The 20,188-nt window shown below is 40.0% G+C and carries 25 protein-coding genes; 2 read left to right on the top strand and 23 right to left on the bottom strand.

Annotation, left to right across the window (positions count from 1 at the left end; genetic code table 11):
- Positions 1-53: 53 nt before the first annotated feature.
- From ACORHV_RS04390 to ACORHV_RS04285, 22 genes are all read right to left on the bottom strand, one after another.
- Positions 54-908, bottom strand: a complete 855-nt coding sequence (locus ACORHV_RS04390; protein ID WP_001054257.1) for a conjugal transfer protein TrbL — start codon at positions 906-908, stop codon at positions 54-56.
- Positions 909-924: 16 nt separating this feature from the next.
- Positions 925-1,167 (bottom strand): hypothetical protein, encoded by a 243-nt coding sequence (locus tag ACORHV_RS04385; RefSeq protein ID WP_000627865.1) that lies wholly within the window; start codon positions 1,165-1,167, stop codon positions 925-927.
- Positions 1,168-1,187: 20 nt separating this feature from the next.
- Positions 1,188-3,065 carry a VirD4-like conjugal transfer protein, CD1115 family gene (locus tag ACORHV_RS04380; protein ID WP_434399034.1) on the bottom strand — a complete coding sequence of 626 codons (1,878 nt, stop codon included), beginning with the start codon at positions 3,063-3,065 and terminating at the stop codon, positions 1,188-1,190.
- Positions 3,065-3,553, bottom strand: coding sequence for a hypothetical protein (locus tag ACORHV_RS04375; protein ID WP_434398953.1), 489 nt, complete (start codon positions 3,551-3,553; stop codon positions 3,065-3,067). The genes ACORHV_RS04380 and ACORHV_RS04375 overlap by 1 nt, the downstream gene beginning before the upstream one ends.
- Positions 3,543-3,842 (bottom strand): hypothetical protein, encoded by a 300-nt coding sequence (locus ACORHV_RS04370; RefSeq protein WP_000869763.1) that lies wholly within the window; start codon positions 3,840-3,842, stop codon positions 3,543-3,545. The genes ACORHV_RS04375 and ACORHV_RS04370 overlap by 11 nt, the downstream gene beginning before the upstream one ends.
- Positions 3,843-4,175: 333 nt before the next feature.
- On the bottom strand, positions 4,176-4,763 hold the full coding sequence (locus ACORHV_RS04365) for a CPBP family intramembrane glutamic endopeptidase (protein WP_175860366.1): 588 nt from the start codon (positions 4,761-4,763) through the stop codon (positions 4,176-4,178).
- A 2-nt stretch (positions 4,764-4,765) separates the two neighbouring features.
- The gene (locus ACORHV_RS04360) at positions 4,766-4,999 is read right to left on the bottom strand and encodes a hypothetical protein (RefSeq protein ID WP_000840776.1); all 234 of its coding nucleotides are present in this window, start codon (positions 4,997-4,999) and stop codon (positions 4,766-4,768) included.
- Between the two features lie 12 nt (positions 5,000-5,011).
- Positions 5,012-5,392 (bottom strand): arsenate reductase, encoded by a 381-nt coding sequence (locus ACORHV_RS04355; RefSeq protein ID WP_048768051.1) that lies wholly within the window; start codon positions 5,390-5,392, stop codon positions 5,012-5,014.
- The gene (locus ACORHV_RS04350; protein WP_048768053.1) at positions 5,385-5,834 is read right to left on the bottom strand and encodes a hypothetical protein; all 450 of its coding nucleotides are present in this window, start codon (positions 5,832-5,834) and stop codon (positions 5,385-5,387) included. The genes ACORHV_RS04355 and ACORHV_RS04350 overlap by 8 nt, the downstream gene beginning before the upstream one ends.
- Complete coding sequence (dcm, locus tag ACORHV_RS04345) at positions 5,818-7,176, bottom strand: DNA (cytosine-5-)-methyltransferase (RefSeq protein ID WP_434398950.1); 1,359 nt, start codon at positions 7,174-7,176, stop codon at positions 5,818-5,820. Before dcm ends, ACORHV_RS04350 begins: the two co-directional genes overlap by 17 nt.
- Positions 7,177-7,274: 98 nt before the next feature.
- On the bottom strand, positions 7,275-8,054 hold the full coding sequence (locus tag ACORHV_RS04340; RefSeq protein WP_434398948.1) for a replication initiator protein A: 780 nt from the start codon (positions 8,052-8,054) through the stop codon (positions 7,275-7,277).
- Positions 8,051-8,224: a hypothetical protein gene (locus tag ACORHV_RS04335; RefSeq protein WP_000159607.1), complete on the bottom strand. Its 174-nt coding sequence runs from the start codon at positions 8,222-8,224 to the stop codon at positions 8,051-8,053. Before ACORHV_RS04335 ends, ACORHV_RS04340 begins: the two co-directional genes overlap by 4 nt.
- A gap of 207 nt (positions 8,225-8,431) precedes the next feature.
- Entirely contained in the window at positions 8,432-9,793 is a 1,362-nt protein-coding gene (rlmD, locus tag ACORHV_RS04330) for a 23S rRNA (uracil(1939)-C(5))-methyltransferase RlmD (protein WP_434398946.1), read from the bottom strand.
- 74 nt (positions 9,794-9,867) lie between these two features.
- Positions 9,868-10,842 carry a DUF1002 domain-containing protein gene (locus tag ACORHV_RS04325; RefSeq protein WP_042768075.1) on the bottom strand — a complete coding sequence of 325 codons (975 nt, stop codon included), beginning with the start codon at positions 10,840-10,842 and terminating at the stop codon, positions 9,868-9,870.
- A gap of 87 nt (positions 10,843-10,929) precedes the next feature.
- Positions 10,930-11,532, bottom strand: a complete 603-nt coding sequence (locus ACORHV_RS04320; RefSeq protein ID WP_002893258.1) for a lysozyme family protein — start codon at positions 11,530-11,532, stop codon at positions 10,930-10,932.
- A complete protein-coding gene (locus tag ACORHV_RS04315) occupies positions 11,532-12,506 on the bottom strand; it encodes a nucleoid-associated protein (protein WP_070567898.1) in 975 nt (324 codons plus the stop codon). Before ACORHV_RS04315 ends, ACORHV_RS04320 begins: the two co-directional genes overlap by 1 nt.
- Positions 12,507-12,513: 7 nt before the next feature.
- Positions 12,514-13,770, bottom strand: a complete 1,257-nt coding sequence (gene glyA / locus ACORHV_RS04310) for a serine hydroxymethyltransferase (RefSeq protein WP_434398943.1) — start codon at positions 13,768-13,770, stop codon at positions 12,514-12,516.
- 60 nt (positions 13,771-13,830) lie between these two features.
- Positions 13,831-14,262 carry a GNAT family N-acetyltransferase gene (locus tag ACORHV_RS04305; protein WP_070567894.1) on the bottom strand — a complete coding sequence of 144 codons (432 nt, stop codon included), beginning with the start codon at positions 14,260-14,262 and terminating at the stop codon, positions 13,831-13,833.
- Between the two features lies 1 nt (position 14,263).
- Positions 14,264-14,866, bottom strand: coding sequence for an L-threonylcarbamoyladenylate synthase (locus ACORHV_RS04300; RefSeq protein WP_049505778.1), 603 nt, complete (start codon positions 14,864-14,866; stop codon positions 14,264-14,266).
- Complete coding sequence (gene prmC / locus ACORHV_RS04295) at positions 14,850-15,686, bottom strand: peptide chain release factor N(5)-glutamine methyltransferase (RefSeq protein WP_434398940.1); 837 nt, start codon at positions 15,684-15,686, stop codon at positions 14,850-14,852. The genes ACORHV_RS04300 and prmC overlap by 17 nt, the downstream gene beginning before the upstream one ends.
- Positions 15,686-16,765, bottom strand: coding sequence for a peptide chain release factor 1 (gene prfA / locus ACORHV_RS04290; protein WP_001028815.1), 1,080 nt, complete (start codon positions 16,763-16,765; stop codon positions 15,686-15,688). The genes prmC and prfA overlap by 1 nt, the downstream gene beginning before the upstream one ends.
- On the bottom strand, positions 16,762-17,352 hold the full coding sequence (locus tag ACORHV_RS04285; RefSeq protein WP_347098911.1) for a thymidine kinase: 591 nt from the start codon (positions 17,350-17,352) through the stop codon (positions 16,762-16,764). Before ACORHV_RS04285 ends, prfA begins: the two co-directional genes overlap by 4 nt.
- A gap of 122 nt (positions 17,353-17,474) precedes the next feature.
- Between ACORHV_RS04285 and ACORHV_RS04280 the strand changes: the two genes are divergently transcribed.
- Together ACORHV_RS04280 and mnmE are read left to right on the top strand one after the other, a co-directional pair.
- Positions 17,475-17,657: a 4-oxalocrotonate tautomerase gene (locus tag ACORHV_RS04280; protein WP_001117401.1), complete on the top strand. Its 183-nt coding sequence runs from the start codon at positions 17,475-17,477 to the stop codon at positions 17,655-17,657.
- Between the two features lie 134 nt (positions 17,658-17,791).
- Complete coding sequence (gene mnmE / locus ACORHV_RS04275; protein WP_434398937.1) at positions 17,792-19,165, top strand: tRNA uridine-5-carboxymethylaminomethyl(34) synthesis GTPase MnmE; 1,374 nt, start codon at positions 17,792-17,794, stop codon at positions 19,163-19,165.
- Positions 19,166-19,211: 46 nt separating this feature from the next.
- On the opposite strand, the gene dapA is transcribed toward mnmE, so the two are convergent.
- Complete coding sequence (gene dapA / locus ACORHV_RS04270; protein WP_000121600.1) at positions 19,212-20,147, bottom strand: 4-hydroxy-tetrahydrodipicolinate synthase; 936 nt, start codon at positions 20,145-20,147, stop codon at positions 19,212-19,214.
- Positions 20,148-20,188: the final 41 nt, after the last annotated feature.

Below are 20,188 nucleotides of genomic sequence, written 5' to 3'. Positions count from 1 at the left end.
GACTTTCCTTTCTAAAAAGGCTAAGAAGCAATCACTTCCTAGCCTTTATCTAATTACATACCTAAGATTGAGCGAGCCGTACGTTGAGAACCAACGAGGGCAATAATCAGTAAGATAGCCTGTACCAAACTACCAAACATAATCGCAAGTGATTGCAAGACTCCTGCACCATTTGAAACAGCTATTTTCCCAGCAGATTCAAATAAAGGAACAAGCGAAACAATCAGAAAAATGAGAACCCCTTGTACCGCATAGACCATAATATTTTTTAAATAGCCAATACCAATAGACTTCCATTCATCGCTTAAAAATGTTGGAATCGTAAGAGGGGCAAATGGAATCATAAGGTAGAGTTGAATAAATCGAATAGATACCAACAGATTAACCATGGCTGCACTTACTATTCGAACAAGCCAAATGAGAAGGGCGAAAAAGCCCACAATCATCCGGCCAATAAATCCTGACCCCTTTAATCCAGAGATTGTATCATACTTTGCCCCACCGTGAGCCACAATCGAGGCCACTTGTTCAATGGCGTGACTCGCAATCCCGATGATAGCTTCTACAATAACGGTAGTGTTGGTAATTACAACTGCGACCATAATATAACTAATCAACATCGGGGCTAATGCTTCAAAGGTCATCGCTCCACCAGAGTTAGCAATTTTCTTTGCCATCTTCGAAAATTCTAAGATGAGAACAACTGATAAAATCGCCACTCCAAGAGGTTGCATGACACTTTTAGTAATACTAGACATATAAGTCCAAACGGTTGGATTATAGCTAGATAGAGATTTAATCAGATCTACCGTAGATTGTAAATCTACATTAAATCCTTCAAATAAATTTTCAGCTGATATTTTTTCAGATGCAAGGTAAACAAAGGGTGAGACTAAACTAAGATTCATGTCATTGTTTATCCTCCTAAATTGAAATCTGGGTTACAAAGGCTCCAGCAGCCCCGACCATAACTCCACCGACAATTTCAAGAATGGCATTCCGAACACCTGGTCCACCATCTTTAATGTTGGTTGCAAGATTGACAATCCCCACAACAACGAGAAAGGCACCAACCGCAATCAATCCCTTCTGCAACAAAGACATAGCTTGTGCAAACATAGCACTTGCGTCTACTCCATAAACAAAACCTTTAAAATGCGTAATCATCTATTTCCTCTTTTCTATTTTTATTTTAAACTAGATTCAAAAGTTAAATCACGAATTCTAAGGCCCTCAAGATGATTTTCTTGTCTTTGATTCAAAGGGTTGATTTGATAGTTCCACCACCGTTCATCGGTTTCTTGATTGGCTAGGTACTTCCAGTTTGGATGCTTGATGGAATTGTATTTTTTGCTTTTAAAGACAGGCATATTGGCAATTCGAACCAGGCATTCATGCCGTTTCATATTTCCGACTTCATCAGGTGTCATTAAATCACGAGCAATCTTTTGATGAGAAAGGGATCCTGAACCTGTCTGGCCAAAGGAACGACTAGTATTTCGAACATCAATGGTTTGTTTACCAAGTAAACCACTCATAAATTTAAAGGTATCTTCATCATTCCCACCTAAATAGACTAAGCTATCACAGTTCCCAAGAATGGTTTTCCAAGCTTCTTTTTCTTTATAGAGCCCTTGAAGTTGGGCAATATTTTGAAGAATAGGAACGAGACTCATGTTCCGAGAACGGACTGTTGAGGTTTGTTCAGCAAAATCTGGGATTTCTCCGATATTTGCGAATTCATCTAAGTAGACTCTCACATGAAGAGGTAATTGACCCTTAAAATCAATATCTGCTTGTCTTGTTAAGGTTTGAAATACGGTTGAAAAAAAGAGAGCCGAAAGAAAGCGAAAGGTACTATCGTTATCTGGGATAACTAAGTAAACCATTGATTTTTCCTTGCCCCATGTCTTCATATCAAGGGTATCTCTTTTGGTCAAATCCATTACACTTTGAATATTGAAGAGGGCAAATTTAGCAGTGGTTACAGCTATGACAGAATCCAGAGTTTTATCCTTATAATTTTGGAAATCTGCCCAATTTCGCATGGTAAAATTTTCAGTCCCATACTTTTTAGCATAATTTTCAAATAGAATTTCTAAGACACTTTTTTCTTGGTTTTCACCCTTGGATAAGTGTTTAATGAGTTTTGAGATTTCAGCAAAACTTGGATAACGCCCTCGTTTTTTTCGCTCTTCCACTTCTTTTTTTTGACGTTTCAACAAGTTTTGGTGTTCTTTTTGACTTAAACGACTCTCTTCAATGAGCTGTTCTCTTGTTTTAGGTGGATTATAGAAATCGACCAAGTAAGAGGCTAAAGCTCGTACCAAAGTCATAGAAGCTTCATCCCAAAATGGATCACTACGAGATCCAGAGCCTTTGGTGTTATTGAAATAAACCGTCAGCATGCGATTCAAATCATTTTCTGTCTCTATATAGCGAAAAGGATTGAAGCCATCTGAGTTCTTCATATTGACTAAATCTAACACCTTTACTTGGTAGCCATGTTCTAAAAAGAGTTTGCCTGTTTTCTCGGCCAAGTGATCTTTAGGATCCACTACAATATTAGAACTATTCATCTGAATCAGATTGGGTTTCACAAAGCGAAATGTCTTCCCACTTCCTGAACCTCCAATCACCGCAATATTCTTATTTCTATCATATTGGGGTGGTTTTTTATCTAATAATGTCAAACGAACATCTTGTGCTAAGATCGTATCATGAGAAAATTCCTTACCGTAAAAGAGCTTCTTTTCTTTGAGAGTTCCAAAACGGGCACTCCCGTATTCTACCCCTTCTCGGTATTGTTTTTTACCTGTCTCTAAATAGAGATAAACCAGCAACATCATCACAAAGCCTAGTAGAAAAAAAGCACTTGATTTTCCAGTAAAAGAAACATTCCATGGCGACTGAAGAACTTCATCTTGACCTTCCATTAGAAGATGAGTCCATTTATCTAAGTTATTTCCAGTATAGGAATCATACAAAAGCGTCAAACGATGAAAAAGATAGCCTAGTAAGATACCTAACAGTGAGAATAGTAGGAATTTCTTTCCACTGTACATCATCTCACCATCTCTTTCTGTTTGACGGCTCCTTCTTGTCTAAAGGTTATTTGGGATTTAGCCTCATCAATTGCATCGTCTAATGACTTATCCATGGTAAAATCAGCTAATTTCTCCGGATCATTAACCATTTTTGTTAACAGATGCTCTAAATGATTGTCTAGAATCGAACGGTCTTTCGTGTAGAAATGCAGAGAATCCCCTTGCCAAGCAATGGCTAAAGGAATCTCTTCTTTTTCTAAAAAAGCTTTAAATTTCTCTATATCAATTGGTTTGTCTAAAAAATCTTTTTTCAGATTAATTGTATCAATCGCATAGGGAGATTGTAGCAATTCTTCTAATTTCTGCACCCCTATCTTATAGGCAGAATCCTGTGCTAAAGCCTGACTTCTAGACCATTCTAGAATTTTTAAGAGACTTTTGACAGTAAATAAAAGACTACGCTCCGCATATTGAACTGCCATTCGTTCCTGTTGTTCAGAGGACATCTGATGCCTCCTTCTTAACAAATAACAGCTTTCCTTCTTTATAACGATAAGCTATCAATTTCTGACGTTGCTTAATCGACTTGACAACCTGCAGTAGATCTCTCGAATAAGGTTCTCGAAGAGTAACTTCTACTGCTTTCCCATCAACGATACCAACACGTTTAAATTCAATGTAGTCTTTTTTGAGATGTCCTAAGCCCATACCAAAGGGAAAGTGATGAATCAATTGGATGGTACAACCACCTTTATTTCCCATTTGTTTCAAATCATACAAGTTTACTACTTTCATGATTAACTCCTTTATCTAGTTTGTCGCATCGTTTAAGTCTGGTAACGATAAACTCCGTGTCTGTTAGAAAATTCTCACACACGTCTTGTGCCAGTTGCCCTTCACAGGGAAATACTCTCAGTCCCTACTTACACAGGCACGCTAATCAAGACGGAGTGGATTCAATTTTCAAAGAACAGGTAGCTTTATTATAGATAAGAGTAGTTGAAATTTTTATCACATTTCTTATTTTTCTGTCGAGCTAAATTCATATTAATCAAAGAGTTTGAAATAAAAGACTAACATTGTTACATAACGTTAGCATTTCATTTCCCTTTGAAAATCTAACGTTGTCTAAACAAGCAGCAAACTATAAACTAGCAGGTTCCACACCAAATGTAGCCCAATACTTCCCCATAAGTCAGATTTATAGCGTACCATACCTAAAAACATTCCAAGTGAAACGTACAGACACCAAGCTAGAATGGTTCCCGGATGATGAGCTAAGGCAAATAAAACACTTGTCAAAGCAACTCGAATATCTAATTTTCTAACCAAGTTCCATAAAATTTCTCGATACAAAAATTCTTCAACCATACTCGCATTGATTAAGAACAATAAAAATGAAAACCAAGGAACTTGATGTTGTAGGCCAATTAAGTTTGCTTGATTCGTGGTTCCTTGAGCATGAATCAGACTAAAACATAGACTTATAATTAGTAGGCTAACGAATCCAATACCAAGCCACTTTATCCTAGTTTTCATATTGGCCTTGACCACTTGTTTTCGTTGACCATACATCCATAAAAAAGAAATGAGCGACGCACTATATATAACCTGTAGTATAGTTAACTCACCTATACAAAGCAATTTCAGTAAGTATAGGGATACCAATAGGACATTTACTTGTTGGAATATATAAACTGGAATTATTCTTTTCATAGTTACCTCCGAAATAAATCTTCATAATCTAAATCTAATACCTGCACAATCCTTTCTACCCATGGACTTTGAGGCATTCGTTGTTCCATCTTGTAGTGACGAATCTTTTGATACAAGCGATTCAATTCACTTGGATAGTGAAATTCTCCCGCAAACATTTTTCTGGTTAACTCAATCCAGCTGATATTTCTTTCAGCCAAAATAATGGACAAGTTCTCCCAAAATCGTTCAGCCATATTGCTTCTCCTTTAACTAGATAAATAATGTGTTTGTTCCATGTAAATCAATTGTTTCGTGTCTCTAGGCAATAGAGCTCTAGCCTCTTCCAAATTCAAATTTGGATAAACTCGCTTATTTGAAACCGCAAGTGGAAGTCTGATGGTTAGTTCAGGATTTTTTAATATCATCTCAATGAAATCCGTTAATCTTAGATTGTCACGGTTCTTAAATCGTAATAAATTGGGAGATAAAAACTCAAAACAATCTGAAGAATAGCTCATCATCTCAACTAATTTGTCCTTTGTCATTTCAGAAATCGAATGACAAGATACCTCAATGCCGTAGTTTTGAAAGAAATCTAAAAGAAGTTGATTTCTATGGTTATTTTTACTTAGATAGAGATCAATCATGGGAGACCTCCAACAAATTTGCTTCCATTTGATATTCTGAGACGATTAAGGAATCTAATAACTTTGAGAAGTCAATCGATTTCTTGTCTTCATCATAAGCTTTTACAGTTACTTGGGTTGTAAGTATTCCCCCTTTTCCCTCGGCTCGATAGCCTTGTCCATATAAAACAAAAACAAGATTCTGATTATCATCTACAAAGGCATCAACTCCGTTCTTTATATCTTGACTTTCAAGGAATTCCATAATGTTTTGAAGATAGGATTCATAAAATAGTGGGTAATTATGTTTTTTATGGTAATCATCTAAAAATGTCACCTCAAACTCACATAGATAATTGGGCATCAAAAATATTTGTTCATCCAGCTGTTTGATTTCTGCATCATGCAATTCTGTTTCTAATTCATCACAATCTAGTATTGACTCTTTATTTAAAGCTTTCATCTTTTTCCTCTATTTCTTTTAATTTCTTTGCGATTGCAGCAATCACAGGAACGGTTACACTATTACCGGCTTGTTTATAGAGCTGACTATTACTAGAGACTTTTCTAGCAGCTTCAAAAGCCCAATCAGGAAAGCCCTGCAATCGAAAACACTCTTTAGGAGTGATTCGTCGTACTCTCAAACGGTAAAATTGTCCATCTATTAAAACACCAGCTACTTGGTAAACTTGTTTATCTTCTCCTTCATAGCTAGCCACTACTACTCCCATTTGCCCACTAGTTGTTAACGTATTCGCTATACCTTTTCCAACTCTACCACGACGATACTGAGAACTTGGTCTTTCTAAATTGATTGAATCCCCAATCTCTGCTTGAGCATATCCTTTTTTCGTTGCTTCCCGTACTTTTAGAAATTGGATTGGTTCTGGAATCAGTATTTTGGGAATTTTATCTCCTCCTTGCATCGTAGTCAGTGTTGGAGATAAGCCCTCACTTCCATAGACGCGACCTGTCTCCTTAAAGCTAGTCGGTAAATCTCCAACAACGACAATACCATGACGATCCTGAGTATTTAAAGTAAACATCGGCTCTTGGTTTTCCTTAAAGCGTCTCCCATTTTGTCTCTTGTCTAATCTGTCTGGTGTCATACAAGGAATAGCAACCTTGAATCCTTCTCCTTTTCCACGAACTAATGTTGGTGCAAGACCTTCTGAATAATAGACTTTACCGCTCATTCCACTTTTTGATGGATTCAAATTCCCTAGTGTTTTTAAAGTCTCAGAGTTAGTTGTTTGACCTTCTCGTCTGAAAGGAAATAAGAGTCTGGTACCTTTCTTTCTAGAATGTCCGATAATAAACACCCTCTCTCTGTTTTGAGGAACGCCAAAATCCTTACTGTTAAGCACCTGCCACTCAACATCAAACCCCAACTCATCAAGTGTGGTAAGGATTGTGGTGAACGTCCGTCCCTTATCGTGATTGAGTAAGCCTTTAACATTTTCAAGAAAAAGAAAACGTGGTTGGATTTGTTTGGCCGCCCGAGCAATTTCAAAGAACAAAGTTCCTCTAGTATCTTCAAATCCCAATCGTCTTCCTGCGATTGAAAATGCTTGACAAGGGAATCCCCCACAGATGATATCGACTTTCCCTCTAAGTTTTTTAAATTCTGCATCTGAAACATCTCGTATGTCATGAAATTCTATTTCTCCTTCCGTTTGAAAAATTGATTTATAAGATTCTCTAGCAAATTTATCAATCTCACAAAATCCAATACACTCGTGTCCAACACTTTCCATTCCAAGTCGAAATCCACCGATACCAGAAAATAAATCAATAAATCTCATTTCTTTATCACCCCTTTCTGATCGACTATCAATGTCCAAAGTGTTACACCACTTGAAATTAAAATGAGCATCACTAATATCCACTCGATTGGCGACATTTAACCACCTCCTTTTCTAACACGGTTATTCCAAACGGAATATAGGCCATTAAACACAAATTCAGCAAGTACTTCCGCTCGTCTCACAAAGCAAACATTGTCAAGAGCATACTGATAGATTCTTTCAAAATCAGTCATAGCAATTTCACTGGCTGTTTCAGAAAAACCTTCTCGTCTAAATTGTTCTTGTACCAATCCCCAAATATAATCTCGATCATATTTTGTGACCTTTTCTACTTTCCTTTTCAAGATAGGTTGAGAGTTCCTCTCTTCCTCATCCTCAATAAATAAAGAATCAGTCTCACTATATTTAGTCTCACTAACTTCAGTCTCACTAGGGGCTGGATGTGAGACGGGGCCCGTTTCATTTTCAACCTGCCCTAGTCCTTTTTTAACACTAGGCCTGTTTGAATTACTTACTGGGGTAGAAGATAATTCCCCTAAATAAATCTTATTAGCTAGTCTTCCTTTCTCACTTGAAGACTGTTGCACTTCATCAATTAAGTCATATTCTTTAAGAATCTTTTTGATGGACAGTAATTTTGACTTCGAACAACCTAACAGCCTCATCAGTTTAGAATTAGAAAATACTAAATAAACCGAGCCTTCTTCGTCTATCCAACCACGACTGAGAGATAATTCTAAACGATCTTTTAAAATAGAATAAGCTACCTTTACTTCTAGTTTCATATCCATATATTTCTCATCCTCAAAAAGAATTTTAGGTAATTTATAATACCGTTCTGAAGTTTGGTATTGATTTGCGGTAATTCGTTTCATAGCGCTCCTCCAAGTTCTTTGAGTATTAAATCTCCGCTTGATTCCAATCGAACCAAGCCACTTTTTTCTAATTCAGCCATAAGACTGATGGCTTCAACAATGTCAATTCCCATTTCACGTACTAAAAATGAAATGACAATATAGCGTGATGATTGTAATTCTTTTGTCATTTTCCCTCCTGAATATAAAAAAAGAGAACAATATTCAATTGTTCTCTCCTTAGATAAATATTTATTGTTGTATTCATTTTTCCGATACGCAAACGATATCTACAAATACATTTACATCTATGTGCCTTTTTAGGACTTTTTTGATGTCAAAATTGCCTTTATCTACAAAGACAAAATGCTTGTAAAATAGCTTGAAATCAAGGATTTTCACCCTTTTTTTCGTTGTAGCAACACTACACACTCCACGTGATGCGTCTGCGGAAACAAGTCCACCGGCTGGACTTTCTTCAGTTCATATCCTAACTCTTGATAGAGTTTGATATCACGCGCCATGGTTGCGACATTGCAAGAGATATAGGCAATGCGGTCTGCTCCTGTTTGAGCACTTGCCTTGATAAAGCTTTCGGTCAAACCCTTGCGTGGTGGGTCGACCAAGATAACGGTTGGTTGAATACCTTCCTTGAGCCAATTCTTCATAGCATTTTCAGCTGTGTCACATACATAGTGGGCGTTTGAGATATTGTTTAGTCGGGCATTCTTTTTGCTATTCTCTACTGCTTCTGGAATCACTTCAACACCATAGACTTCCTTGACATGCTTAGCAACGGATAAACCAATGGTTCCAATTCCTGAGTAGGCATCGACAACAACATTATCTTCTCTTAACCCAGCAAAGTCAATAGCTGTCTGATAGAGCTTCTCTGCCATTTCTGTATTGACCTGATAAAAGGCTGGTCCAGATATTTGGAAGTTATTTCCCAACATTTGGTCGGTAATGTAGTCTTGACCATAAAGTGTCCGCCACTCTTTCCCAAAAATCGCATTGGTATTCTGATCGTTGATATTTTGCATGACAGACACAATATCTGGGAACTGCTTGATAACTTGTTCAATCAACTGCTCCACTCGAAAAACTTTAGGACGTGTAGTCACTAATATAACCATAATTTGTCCTGAATAGTGGCCTCGTCGCACAACGAGGTTTCGAATCAAGCCAGACTGTTCCTTTTCATCATAAGGTTTCAAATCATAACGACGAAGCAAATCTCGAAGAACTACCACAACTTGGTCAATGACTGGATCCTGGATGAAGAAATCTTCAAGGGGCATAAGGTCATGCGAATTTTTACGGAAAAAGCCAGTTTCCAAGATACCATTCACTCGACGAACAGGTACCTGCGCCTTATTTCGATACTGGATTGGATGGCCCATGCCGAGTGTTTCAGCGACCTCTACATCTGTAATACCAGCAATCTTGTAGAGACTGTCTTTGACTTGCTTGGTTTTAAACTTGAGCTGCTCTGGATAGGCAAGATGCCCCAAATCAGCGATACCTGAGCGTAGATAAGCTAGGTCAAGATCTTGGTTACGATGCGGAGAATGTGTAAGGTATTCTTCAACTTTCCCATAGCCAATCTTTTTATTGACCTTAAGGACACGCATGAGGATTTTCTCAGTTGGTAGAGCATTTTCTACAAAAAAAACCAAACCATCTACCTTAGCAACCCCAGCACCTTCATGGGTCAAATCGACAATTTCAACTTCTACAATATCATTTTTCTTTAACATATTTTTCACTTTCTATCGGCCGTCAAAAAAAGACGGCAACATTTCTGTTACCATCTATTATATCATGAAATGACCTAAGCACCAAAACTCTTGAAGAAGTTGACAATGGCTTGCCAAAGGGAGCTAAAGAAGTTGCCCCCGTCTTCTAGCGCTTTATTGGCATCAAAGTTGAGGTTGATATTTTTAAAGCTATCTCCAGCTTGGGATACAATGCTTTGCTTGAGGTCATTTAATGTTTTAGTGAAATCAGCATTGTTCAAAATGTCACTCTTTGAAAGGTTGAGTGCAAAATTGATGATGATATTGACCTGGTTTCCTGTTATAACCTGATCGAGTTTGTAGTTTTTTAGTGTGTCTTCTACAATTTTGCGAACATCTTCTTCTGTCAGATTGCCTTTGGCTTCTTTTGCCTTTGCGATTCCTGCCTTGATATCTGCCAAAGCGACATTGAGTTTATTGGCATCGTACCCTGACTTGTCCTTGTTTTCAGCATTGATATCTGATAAGGCTTTTAGCTCCTCTTGGGCCAAGTCTTTATTGGCTTGCGGTACTTTGGCACCATTGGCCTCTAACGAGTAGTAAATCCCTGCTAGGGCGCTCTCTCCTGTAACTGGAATAGGAGCTGCAACTGTGATTTTGGCATGCTCCACTCCCAGTGTCACTGCTGCGTTACGGTACATATCCTGCGTCACCTTGGTGATATTTTCAGGCGTTTCAATCTTAACCTCTAGAGGTGACTTGTCCCCCAGCTTTTGAATCTTGGCTGATGAATAGAGCTGTAGACTAGCATCATTAGCCACATTCATAATTTTCGAATAGATATCAGGTGTCATAGTTTTGATATCTTTGGTGTCTTTTGATGCGTCATAGCCAAGTTTGCTAAGAGTTTGATTTTTCTGGTCTTCAGATAGAGAAGAACCTAGAACATATTCGGGTTGTACATAGGTTTCATCGATTACTTTTTGAACATCGGTTGCTGCGTGGACGCTTGTCATAGCTGTTGCGGCCCACAATACTGCAGCACTTGTTAGAAAGAATTTCTTTCTCATGGGATATTCCCTCCTTTACCTTTCTAGGTTAATAAAACAATCTTAAAGAAAGCTTATAGTGAAAAAACACCTGGTAAAACCAGATGTTTAAAAGAAATTAAAGAATTTCATGATATAGAGATTAAAGCGAACCTGTCTCGAGTAGTAATAATTTCCACCATTTTCATAGAGTTCAGCTCCGTGAAAGATAGAAATAGGGTTGATATAGGTGTAGGTCTTCCCTGTAGTATTGCCAAGGATTGGAGCGACCGTTTCTCGGGAGTAACGCTTGGCTAGTGCCAGAGTATTTTCCTTGCCATTCTGAGCGATAAAGTCGATATAGGCAGGCCCAAAATTATAGGCTTGAACGGCGGTCCAGACATCTACTCCTTTGCTCTGTGCCAAATAGAGATTATCTGTTAAAGTCTGAATCCCTTGGCGAATACTAGAGGCATCGTCTTTGATGGTATTGGTAGCGCCACTAGCAGACTCACTAGACTGCATAACATCCCGCTCTTTTCCCTTCGTTTCGGTATAAATCATGGCGAGCACCAACTCTTCATTGGCTGGGGTATCTCTTTCACTCAAGATTTCTCGAACCATGGGTTGGTAGGTCATGACTTGTTTAACATCCTGATGGATATGATAAGCTTTATATCCTGCGAAAAGGAAGACTGCTAGCACAAGCACTCTTCTTATAAATTTAAACATTATTTACTTTGAATATCCTCGATATTTTTGATTAAGATAGAATAGGTTCCATTGTCATTTTGGATAAACTCAACAGACTCCGCGTCTTGGTATACATTATTTGGAACGATGAGTTCAATTCCATTTGACAGGGAAAGTTTTTGGTTTTCAAATTTCTTGAGTTGGCGACTGGCATCAATTTCATCAAACTGGACTGGTTCTGGTACAGCTTCCTTGACTTGGTCGATAAAACTTAGACGAGCTGTCAGGTTGTTATCAAAAAGGTCGTTAGCCAATTTTTCAGGCGACAATTCATTGCTTTCTTCAAGATTGTTGAAAATAGCTGATTTGACCTTGGATTGAAACTGAAAATCATCCGTGTTAAAGGACTCTGCAATTCTCTGGGCTGTTTTTTCCAATTCCTTGATGGATTTCTTTGGAGAAATCTTAGGAGCGACAGCAAGCAGATTCTCTGAAAAGTAGTTCAAAAATGTTCCATTGTACTTGATGCGTTTCTCGATCAGGTGGTACTTACGACTTTGAAGATTGACGACCAAAGCCTCATCAGCTCCCGTTCCAAATCCCGGCAAGTTATTCTGAGTTAGCTTGATTGGATTATCAACTTCTCCACCGAGGTGGGTCAAGGTTTCCCGCAGGGCAATTCGTAAGAAAGCGAAATGCTCTACACCTTCTTTAGAAAACTGAACAAAAACCAAGTCATTGGTCTTGAGGTTTTCAGAAATACTGAATTCCTTTTTCCAAAGATTAGCCAGTGTTACTGATGTCTCCAACAAATCGTCTGTGATGTGATTGAAGAAGGGATTTTCTTCTTCGAAAATCCCAGTCTTTGCTTCATCTGAATACACGCGTTCGATTTTTTTACGTAGGTATTCCTCGATTTTTGGAGTGATATTGAGAAACTTATCCGCTAGAAACAGCTCGGTATCATCCGGACTGAACTGATGGATAATAGCTTTCTTAATATAAATGTCCATAAAAGTATTAGTCCTCGTATAGTGGGATGGCATCTGTCAACGCTTTGACTTCACTTCTCACTTCTTCTAAGACAGCCTCATTTTCTGCATTTTTAAGGGTTTTAATGATGAGTTCAGCCACTTTACGGCTTTCTTCTTCACCAAATCCACGTGCAGTGATGGCTGCAGATCCGATACGAATCCCACTTGTCTTGAATGGTGACAAGGTTTCGTATGGGATTGAGTTTTTATTTAGGGTAATATTAACTTCATCCAGCAAGTTTTGAGCAACTTTTCCGTTTTCTACAACCTTAGTCACATCCACTAGGAAGAGGTGATTTTCAGTACCACCAGAAATAATACGGAAATCAGGGTCTTGCAAGAAGACTTCAACCATAGCCTTGCTGTTTTTGATGACATTAGCAGCATATTCCTTGAAGGCTGGATCTAAAACTTCTTTGAAGGAAACAGCCTTAGCAGCGATAACATGCTCCAAAGGTCCACCTTGGATACCAGGGAAAATAGCTGAATTGATTTTCTTCGCTAGGTCCTCATCATTTGTCAAAATCAAACCACCACGAGGTCCACGAAGGGTTTTGTGGGTCGTTGTTGTAGTGATATGAGCGTATGGCACTGGGCTAGGGTGAAGACCAGCTGCAACCAAACCAGCGATATGGGCCATATCGACCATGAGCTTAGCGCCAACTGCATCTGCGATTTCACGGAATTTTGAGAAGTCAATAATTTGAGAATAGGCTGAAGCACCAGCTACGATTAGTTTTGGTTTGACTTCTTGGGCTTGTTTCAAGATAGCATCAAAGTCCAAGAGTTCCGTTTCAGGATCCACACTGTAAGAAACAAAGTTGTATGTTTGACCAGAGAAGCTAACTGGAGCTCCGTGGGTCAAGTGTCCACCTGCTGCCAAATCCATCCCCATAACCGTATCACCTGGCTCAATCAAGGCCATGTAAGCCGCACAGTTGGCTTGGCTTCCTGAGTGAGGTTGGACATTGGCGAATTTAGCACCGAAAATTTCTTTTGCACGTTCAATAGCTAAAGTTTCTACCACGTCTACTACATCAGTTCCACCATAATAACGGCGTCCTGGGTAACCCTCGGCATATTTGTTTGTCAAGATAGACCCTTGAGCTGCCATAACAGCCTTGGAAACCACGTTTTCGGAAGCAATCAACTCAATGTTGTTTTGTTGGCGTTCTTCTTCTTTGGCAATAGCATTCCAGAGATCAGCATCGTATGCTTTAAAATCGTCTTTGTCAAAAATCATAGGTCTTCTCCTTTATAGTGTGACTGGTCCTTTGGTTTGTTTTTCCAATAAGAAAATAAACTAAAAGATGCGAATAAACCGTTTCTGCACTTTATCACAAGTATAACCAACTTTTTCATAAAATGCATGAGCTCCCAGACGATGATCAGCGGAGTTTAAGCGGATAAACCCATATCCACGTCTTTTTGCTTCTTCCTCCAACCCTTGCAGTAAGCTTTTACCGATACCTTGTCCTTGCGCTTGAGGCGAAACCGCTAAGCCTAAGATATTAAATCCTGCTTTGGAATAGAGGGATTCGTAAACCTCGGCATGGACATATCCAAGTAGGACATGACTAGCTGCATCCTCATAGCCAAGTAGGAAATGATGGGAATCCTGAGATAATTTAGCTAGTTGACTAGCTGTGTCCTCTGGACTAAAAGAATAGCCCAAAGCCTCTTGGTTAATCTCACATATAGCATTCACATCTGTTTCTTGCAAATCTCTTAGCATCTCATTCCTCCTCAAAAGAAATCTCTGGCAACTGTGCAAGAATATCTTCTCGCTTAATTGCCCCTTGGCGTAAGATTTTCACCTTGTCTCCAGACAAATCCAAAATAGTCGAATCCTGTCCAGTTAGAAAAGCGTCGTCCTCCAGACCCAGAACCTCTTGGTCAAAATCCTCTAGAATTTGAGCAAAGGTCACTCCACTCGCCTGACCCGAGATATTGGCAGACGGCCCAATCAAAGGACCTGTCTCTCGAATCAAATCAAGTGTAATGGGGTGACTCGGCATCCGAAATCCGACAGTTGCAAGACCAGAGTTGACCCAATAGGGAACTCGGTCATTGGCTTCGAGGATAATGGTCAAGGGACCCGGTAAAAAGGCCTCTACAAGCTTTTGTAGATAAGTTGGCTGATTCTTTGAAAAGTGCAAGATGTCCTCTAGAGAAGCGACATTAAGATTGAGTGCCTTATCTCTAGGACGACGTTTGAGTTGGTAAACATGGTCGACAGCTTTTTCGTCTAAGGCCTTAGCAAAGAGACCATAAACTGTCTCTGTAGGCAAAACAACAGCTCCGCCCTTTTCCAACTCTTGTCTAATCCTGTCCATCATCAACCACAACCATCCTATCTTGACCAAATTGGTCCTTGAGTGTTCGTACCCGTTTTTCAGGAAGATATTTCCTAAAAAACTCAGGAACACTTTGACCTTGCTTGTATCCAATTTCAAGGTAAATCTTACCACCATCTGTGAGATAGTCTTTTGCATCTTCCGCAATTCTGCGATAAATAGCTAGGCCATCCTCATCTGCAAAGAGAGCTAGATGAGGTTCTGAATGCAAAACATTCAAACCAACCTCTGACTCATCTTCACGAGAGATATAGGGTGGATTGGATACAATTATATCATATTTTTCAGAAATTTCTACAAAACAATCAGATTTTTTAAAAAATATATTAAGATTTTGATTTTTAGCATTCTCTGATGCAAGCTCTAAGGCGTCTTGGGAAATATCTGCTGCTGTCACTGACCAATCTGGTCTATTTTTAGCTAATCCAAGAGCTATGGCGCCACTTCCAGTCCCGATATCTAGGACCTTAAGCTTATCCTCAGGATTTTCGGCCAAGATAAGCTCCACCAACTCTTCTGTTTCTGGACGAGGAATCAAAACCCGCTCATCTACTTTTAACTGCATTCCAAAAAATTCTGCGTGACCAATGATGTACTGCGCCGGTTTGTGAGCCACTAACTGCTGGTAAATTTCTTCTACAAAATTTTCTTCCTCTTTTGTCACTTCCTGCTGAAGAGCAAAGACAAAGTCCGTAAAAGAGAGATTTTTTAGGCTACGGTAGACAAAAGAGAGGCTTTCTGCTTCCTCTCCTTGTCTTATCAACTCTTCTTCAAAATCTGAAAATAATTGAGCTAGTTTCATTATTTATTTAATTCTTCTAATTTTTGTGTTTGGTCATAGAGCACTAAGGCATCCACAACTTCATCCAATTTACCAGACAAGATGGTATCTAGTTTTTGGAGGGTCAATCCAATACGGTGGTCTGTGACACGGTTTTGTGGGAAATTGTAAGTACGGATACGTTCTGAACGGTCACCAGTACCGATTGTCGACTTACGCTCAGCGTCTTGTTCATCTTGGGCAATCTGAGCAAAATGGTCAGCCACACGCGCACGAATAATCTTCATAGCCTTCTCACGGTTTTTCTGCTGGGTACGTTCTTCCTGCATCTCAACCTTGATATTGGTCGGCAAGTGAACAATACGAACGGCAGTCGCAACCTTGTTGACGTTCTGACCACCAGCACCCGATGCGTGGTAAATATCAACACGAAGGTCTTTTGGATCAATATCGTACTCTACTTCTTCCACTTCAGGCATGACAAGCACTGTCGCTGTCGAAGTATGTACACGGCCTTGGCTTTCTGTCACAGGGACACGTTGCACACGGTGGGCACCTGATTCGTACTTAAGCTTAGAATATACAGATTGACCAGAAACCATAGCAACCACCTCTTTGAAACCACCGACACCGTTCATAGAAGCTTCCATGACTTCAAAGCGCCAACCTTGGGCTTCCGCATACTTTTGGTACATAGTTAGAAGATCTCCAGCGAAAAGTGCTGCTTCGTCACCACCAGCCGCTCCACGAATTTCAAGAATGATATTCTTGTCATCATTAGGATCTTTTGGAAGAAGCAAGATTTTTAATTTTTCTTCGTATTCTTCTTTTTCAGCCTTGGCATCTTTGAGCTCTTGCTTGGCCATTTCTTCCAAGTCCGCATCTCCGCCTGATTCCTTAATCATCTCCTCAGCATCAACGATGTTTTGAAGAACTTGTTTGTACTCACGGTAGGCAGTTACCGTATCACGTGTAGAAGCCTCTTCTTTCGAAAGCTCCATGAAACGCTTGGTATCTGAGACGACATCTGGGTCACTCAGCAATTCTCCTAATTCTTCATAACGGTCTTCTACAGCTTGTAGTTGATCATAGATGTTCATTTTTCTTTATTCTCCTTATTGATTTCAGGGGCAAAATAATGTTTACGGCAGACTGAGATATAAGTTTCATTTCCACCGATCTGAATTTGTTCTCCATCATAGACTGGCACACCATCCTGCGTACGCAATACCATAGTCGCCTTTTTCTTACAGTACTGACAAATGGTCTTGATTTCGTCAATCTTGTCTGCTAAGAGCAAGAGGTATTTGGAACCTTCGAACAATTCATTACGAAAGTCATTCTTCAAACCAAAAGCCATGACAGGTATGTCTAACTCATCAACAACACGAGCTAGGTCGTAAACATGGTGACGCTTGAGAAACTGGGCCTCATCAACCAACACACAGTAAGGTTTTTCAGGTAAGTTTCGGATATAGCCGAAGATATCCGTCGTTTCCTCAATCGCAATGGCTGGGCGTTTCATGCCAATCCGACTCGACACATAGCCAACACCGTCACGCGTATCCAGAGCCGAAGTCATAATCACAACTCCCTTTCCTTGCTCCTCGTAGTTATAGGCCACCTTGAGAATCTCAATCGTCTTACCAGAGTTCATGGTCCCATAACGATAATACAACTGTGCCATGCTTCTATTTCACGTCCATTTCTAAATTTTTGCTACATTCTAGTATATCATAATTTTCTGAAGCTTTAAACGGCAAAATGTGGTAAAATAGAAGAAATCACAAACTAGTGGAGGAAGCTATTATGCCATTTGTACGCATCGATTTATTTGAAGGTCGCACGCTCGAGCAAAAGAAAGCTCTTGCTAAGGAAGTAACGGAAGCTGTTGTCCGTAACACTGGAGCACCTCAATCAGCCGTTCATGTCATCATCAACGACATGCCAGAAGGAACCTACTTCCCTCAAGGTGAAATGCGCACCAAATAAACCAGCTTAAGCAGAATTGCTTAGGCTTTTTCAATATCCAAGTAGCATCCATTGAAGAAATAGTCTAATTTTGTTACAATTTGAAGAGATGCTTGGATACCTATCCTAAGAAAAGAAATACAAAAGGAAATAGTATGATTACACGTGAATTTGATACCATCGCTGCTATCTCTACTCCACTAGGTGAAGGAGCCATTGGTATTGTCCGCTTGAGCGGAACAGATAGTTTTGCCATTGCGCAAAAGATTTTTAAAGGAAAAGACTTGAGCAAGGTTGCAAGCCATACCCTCAACTACGGTCACATTGTTGACCCGCAGACAGGGAAGGTCATGGACGAAGTTATGGTTGGAGCTATGAAGTCTCCAAAGACCTTCACTCGTGAGGATATTATCGAGATTAACACTCACGGTGGGATTGCGGTGACCAATGAGATTCTCCAACTAGCTATCCGTGAAGGAGCTCGGTTAGCAGAACCTGGTGAATTTACCAAACGCGCCTTTCTAAACGGTCGCGTGGACTTGACACAGGCTGAGGCAGTGATGGACATCATCCGTGCCAAGACAGACAAGGCTATGAATATCGCAGTCAAACAATTGGACGGTTCTCTTTCTGACCTCATAAATAATACTCGCCAAGAAATCCTCAATACACTTGCCCAAGTTGAGGTCAATATTGACTATCCTGAGTATGATGATGTTGAAGAAGCCACTACTGCAGTTGTCCGCGAGAAGACTATGGAGTTTGAACAATTGCTAACCAATCTCCTTAGAACAGCTCGTCGCGGTAAAATCCTTCGTGAGGGAATTTCCACTGCTATCATCGGACGCCCCAACGTTGGGAAATCCAGTCTTCTCAACAATCTCCTGCGTGAAGATAAGGCCATCGTAACAGACATCGCTGGTACGACACGCGATGTCATCGAAGAATACGTCAACATTAACGGGGTTCCTCTCAAATTGATTGATACAGCCGGTATCCGGGAAACAGATGATATCGTGGAGCAGATCGGTGTTGAGCGTTCGAGAAAAGCCCTCAAGGAAGCTGACTTGGTACTACTAGTATTAAATGCCAGTGAGCCACTGACCTCCCAAGATCGCCAACTATTAGAAATCAGCCAAGATACCAACCGCATTATTCTGCTTAACAAAACTGATCTGCCTGAAGCGATTGAAACTTCGGAACTACCTGAAGATGTCATCCGTATTTCAGTTCTTAAAAACCAAAACATCGATAAGATTGAAGAGCGCATCAACAATCTCTTCTTTGAAAATGCTGGTTTGGTCGAGCAAGATGCTACTTACCTATCTAATGCCCGTCATATTTCCTTGATTGAAAAGGCCGTTGAAAGCTTACAAGCTGTTAATGAAGGGCTGGAACTGGGGATGCCAGTTGATTTGCTTCAAGTTGACTTGACCCGTACTTGGGAAATTCTCGGAGAAATCACTGGAGATGCCGCACCTGATGAACTCATCACCCAACTCTTTAGCCAATTCTGTTTAGGAAAATAAGAAAAATCCATGATCCTTCTTGCGGTCATGGATTTTATTGTCTTTATTAGTAATCTGGTCTAAGGACACCTGTTACAGTTGCCTTAGTTGCTTCGTAGTCGCCATCTACGACAACTTTGATAATGCGTTTAGCATCTTCTTCTGGTGCTGGAACTAGAGGTAATCGAGTTGGTCCAGCTTCGAATCCCATATAGTTAAGGACCGCCTTAACTGGAGCAGGACTTGGATAAGAGAAGAGGGCATTGACTTTAGGAATGAATTTACGCTGAATAGCTGCAGCTTTCTTCATATCGCTTTCTGCAATGGCAGTAAACATCTCGTGCATCTCATCTCCATTTGTATGGGAGGCAACAGAAATAACCCCATCCGCACCAAGGTTCATGGCATGGAAGGCATCTCCATCTTCACCTGTATAAATCAAGAACTCTTCTGGCTTGTGCTCAATCAAGTAAGCCATATTAGCCAAGCTGGTACATTCTTTAACACCGATGATATTTGGGTGGTCAGCCAAGCGAAGCATGGTTTCTGGAGTTAATTCAACAACTACACGCCCTGGAATGTTATAAATGATAATAGGTAAATCTGATGCATCTGCAATAGCTTTAAAGTGCTGATACATGCCTTCTTGAGAAGGTTTGTTGTAGTATGGTACGATCGCAAGTCCAGCAGCGAAGCCACCAAAGTCTGCTACTTCTTTGACAAACTCGATCGAGTCACGTGTATCATTGGTACCTACACCCGCAATCAAAGGAACACGTCCATTAACAATCTTTTGTACAGCCGCAAAGAGTTCCAACTCCTCATCGTGGGTCAAGGTCGGACTCTCAGCAGTCGTTCCAGCTAGAAGAATGCCGTCTGTGTGATGGGCCAATAAATGCTCAATCAAGGCTGGAATGGCATCAAAGTTGATGGAGCCATCCTCATGGAAAGGGGTAATAAAGGCCGTGATGATTTTACACTCTTTTAAATCTTGATAAGACATGAGAAACACCTCTCTATTTCAAAGAAGGAGTTCATCTGAAC

The organism is Streptococcus sp. KHUD_016, assembly GCF_051106465.1.
Classification (GTDB): domain Bacteria; phylum Bacillota; class Bacilli; order Lactobacillales; family Streptococcaceae; genus Streptococcus.
This window is presented reverse-complemented; position numbering and strand designations above follow the sequence as displayed.

What these genes read in the sequence shown, in the direction of transcription:
- ACORHV_RS04300 (WP_049505778.1), bottom strand. Translation starts at nt 14,866, where the DNA reads ATGATGGACAGGATTAGACAAGAGTTGGAAAAGGGCGGAGCTGTTGTT.
- ACORHV_RS04280 (WP_001117401.1), top strand. Translation starts at nt 17,475, where the DNA reads ATGCCATTTGTACGCATCGATTTATTTGAAGGTCGCACGCTCGAGCAA.
- dcm (WP_434398950.1), bottom strand. Translation starts at nt 7,176, where the DNA reads ATGAGATTTATTGATTTATTTTCTGGTATCGGTGGATTTCGACTTGGA.
- ACORHV_RS04325 (WP_042768075.1), bottom strand. Translation starts at nt 10,842, where the DNA reads ATGAGAAAGAAATTCTTTCTAACAAGTGCTGCAGTATTGTGGGCCGCA.
- ACORHV_RS04335 (WP_000159607.1), bottom strand. Translation starts at nt 8,224, where the DNA reads ATGACAAAAGAATTACAATCATCACGCTATATTGTCATTTCATTTTTA.
- mnmE (WP_434398937.1), top strand. Translation starts at nt 17,792, where the DNA reads ATGATTACACGTGAATTTGATACCATCGCTGCTATCTCTACTCCACTA.
- ACORHV_RS04315 (WP_070567898.1), bottom strand. Translation starts at nt 12,506, where the DNA reads ATGGACATTTATATTAAGAAAGCTATTATCCATCAGTTCAGTCCGGAT.
- prfA (WP_001028815.1), bottom strand. Translation starts at nt 16,765, where the DNA reads ATGAACATCTATGATCAACTACAAGCTGTAGAAGACCGTTATGAAGAA.
- ACORHV_RS04365 (WP_175860366.1), bottom strand. Translation starts at nt 4,763, where the DNA reads ATGAAAAGAATAATTCCAGTTTATATATTCCAACAAGTAAATGTCCTA.
- ACORHV_RS04305 (WP_070567894.1), bottom strand. Translation starts at nt 14,262, where the DNA reads ATGCTAAGAGATTTGCAAGAAACAGATGTGAATGCTATATGTGAGATT.
- ACORHV_RS04285 (WP_347098911.1), bottom strand. Translation starts at nt 17,352, where the DNA reads ATGGCACAGTTGTATTATCGTTATGGGACCATGAACTCTGGTAAGACG.
- ACORHV_RS04390 (WP_001054257.1), bottom strand. Translation starts at nt 908, where the DNA reads ATGAATCTTAGTTTAGTCTCACCCTTTGTTTACCTTGCATCTGAAAAA.
- prmC (WP_434398940.1), bottom strand. Translation starts at nt 15,686, where the DNA reads ATGAAACTAGCTCAATTATTTTCAGATTTTGAAGAAGAGTTGATAAGA.
- ACORHV_RS04385 (WP_000627865.1), bottom strand. Translation starts at nt 1,167, where the DNA reads ATGATTACGCATTTTAAAGGTTTTGTTTATGGAGTAGACGCAAGTGCT.
- glyA (WP_434398943.1), bottom strand. Translation starts at nt 13,770, where the DNA reads ATGATTTTTGACAAAGACGATTTTAAAGCATACGATGCTGATCTCTGG.
- ACORHV_RS04350 (WP_048768053.1), bottom strand. Translation starts at nt 5,834, where the DNA reads ATGAAAGCTTTAAATAAAGAGTCAATACTAGATTGTGATGAATTAGAA.
- ACORHV_RS04355 (WP_048768051.1), bottom strand. Translation starts at nt 5,392, where the DNA reads ATGATTGATCTCTATCTAAGTAAAAATAACCATAGAAATCAACTTCTT.
- ACORHV_RS04340 (WP_434398948.1), bottom strand. Translation starts at nt 8,054, where the DNA reads ATGAAACGAATTACCGCAAATCAATACCAAACTTCAGAACGGTATTAT.
- ACORHV_RS04370 (WP_000869763.1), bottom strand. Translation starts at nt 3,842, where the DNA reads ATGAAAGTAGTAAACTTGTATGATTTGAAACAAATGGGAAATAAAGGT.
- ACORHV_RS04320 (WP_002893258.1), bottom strand. Translation starts at nt 11,532, where the DNA reads ATGTTTAAATTTATAAGAAGAGTGCTTGTGCTAGCAGTCTTCCTTTTC.
- ACORHV_RS04375 (WP_434398953.1), bottom strand. Translation starts at nt 3,553, where the DNA reads ATGTCCTCTGAACAACAGGAACGAATGGCAGTTCAATATGCGGAGCGT.
- rlmD (WP_434398946.1), bottom strand. Translation starts at nt 9,793, where the DNA reads ATGTTAAAGAAAAATGATATTGTAGAAGTTGAAATTGTCGATTTGACC.
- ACORHV_RS04380 (WP_434399034.1), bottom strand. Translation starts at nt 3,065, where the DNA reads ATGTACAGTGGAAAGAAATTCCTACTATTCTCACTGTTAGGTATCTTA.
- ACORHV_RS04360 (WP_000840776.1), bottom strand. Translation starts at nt 4,999, where the DNA reads ATGGCTGAACGATTTTGGGAGAACTTGTCCATTATTTTGGCTGAAAGA.
- dapA (WP_000121600.1), bottom strand. Translation starts at nt 20,147, where the DNA reads ATGTCTTATCAAGATTTAAAAGAGTGTAAAATCATCACGGCCTTTATT.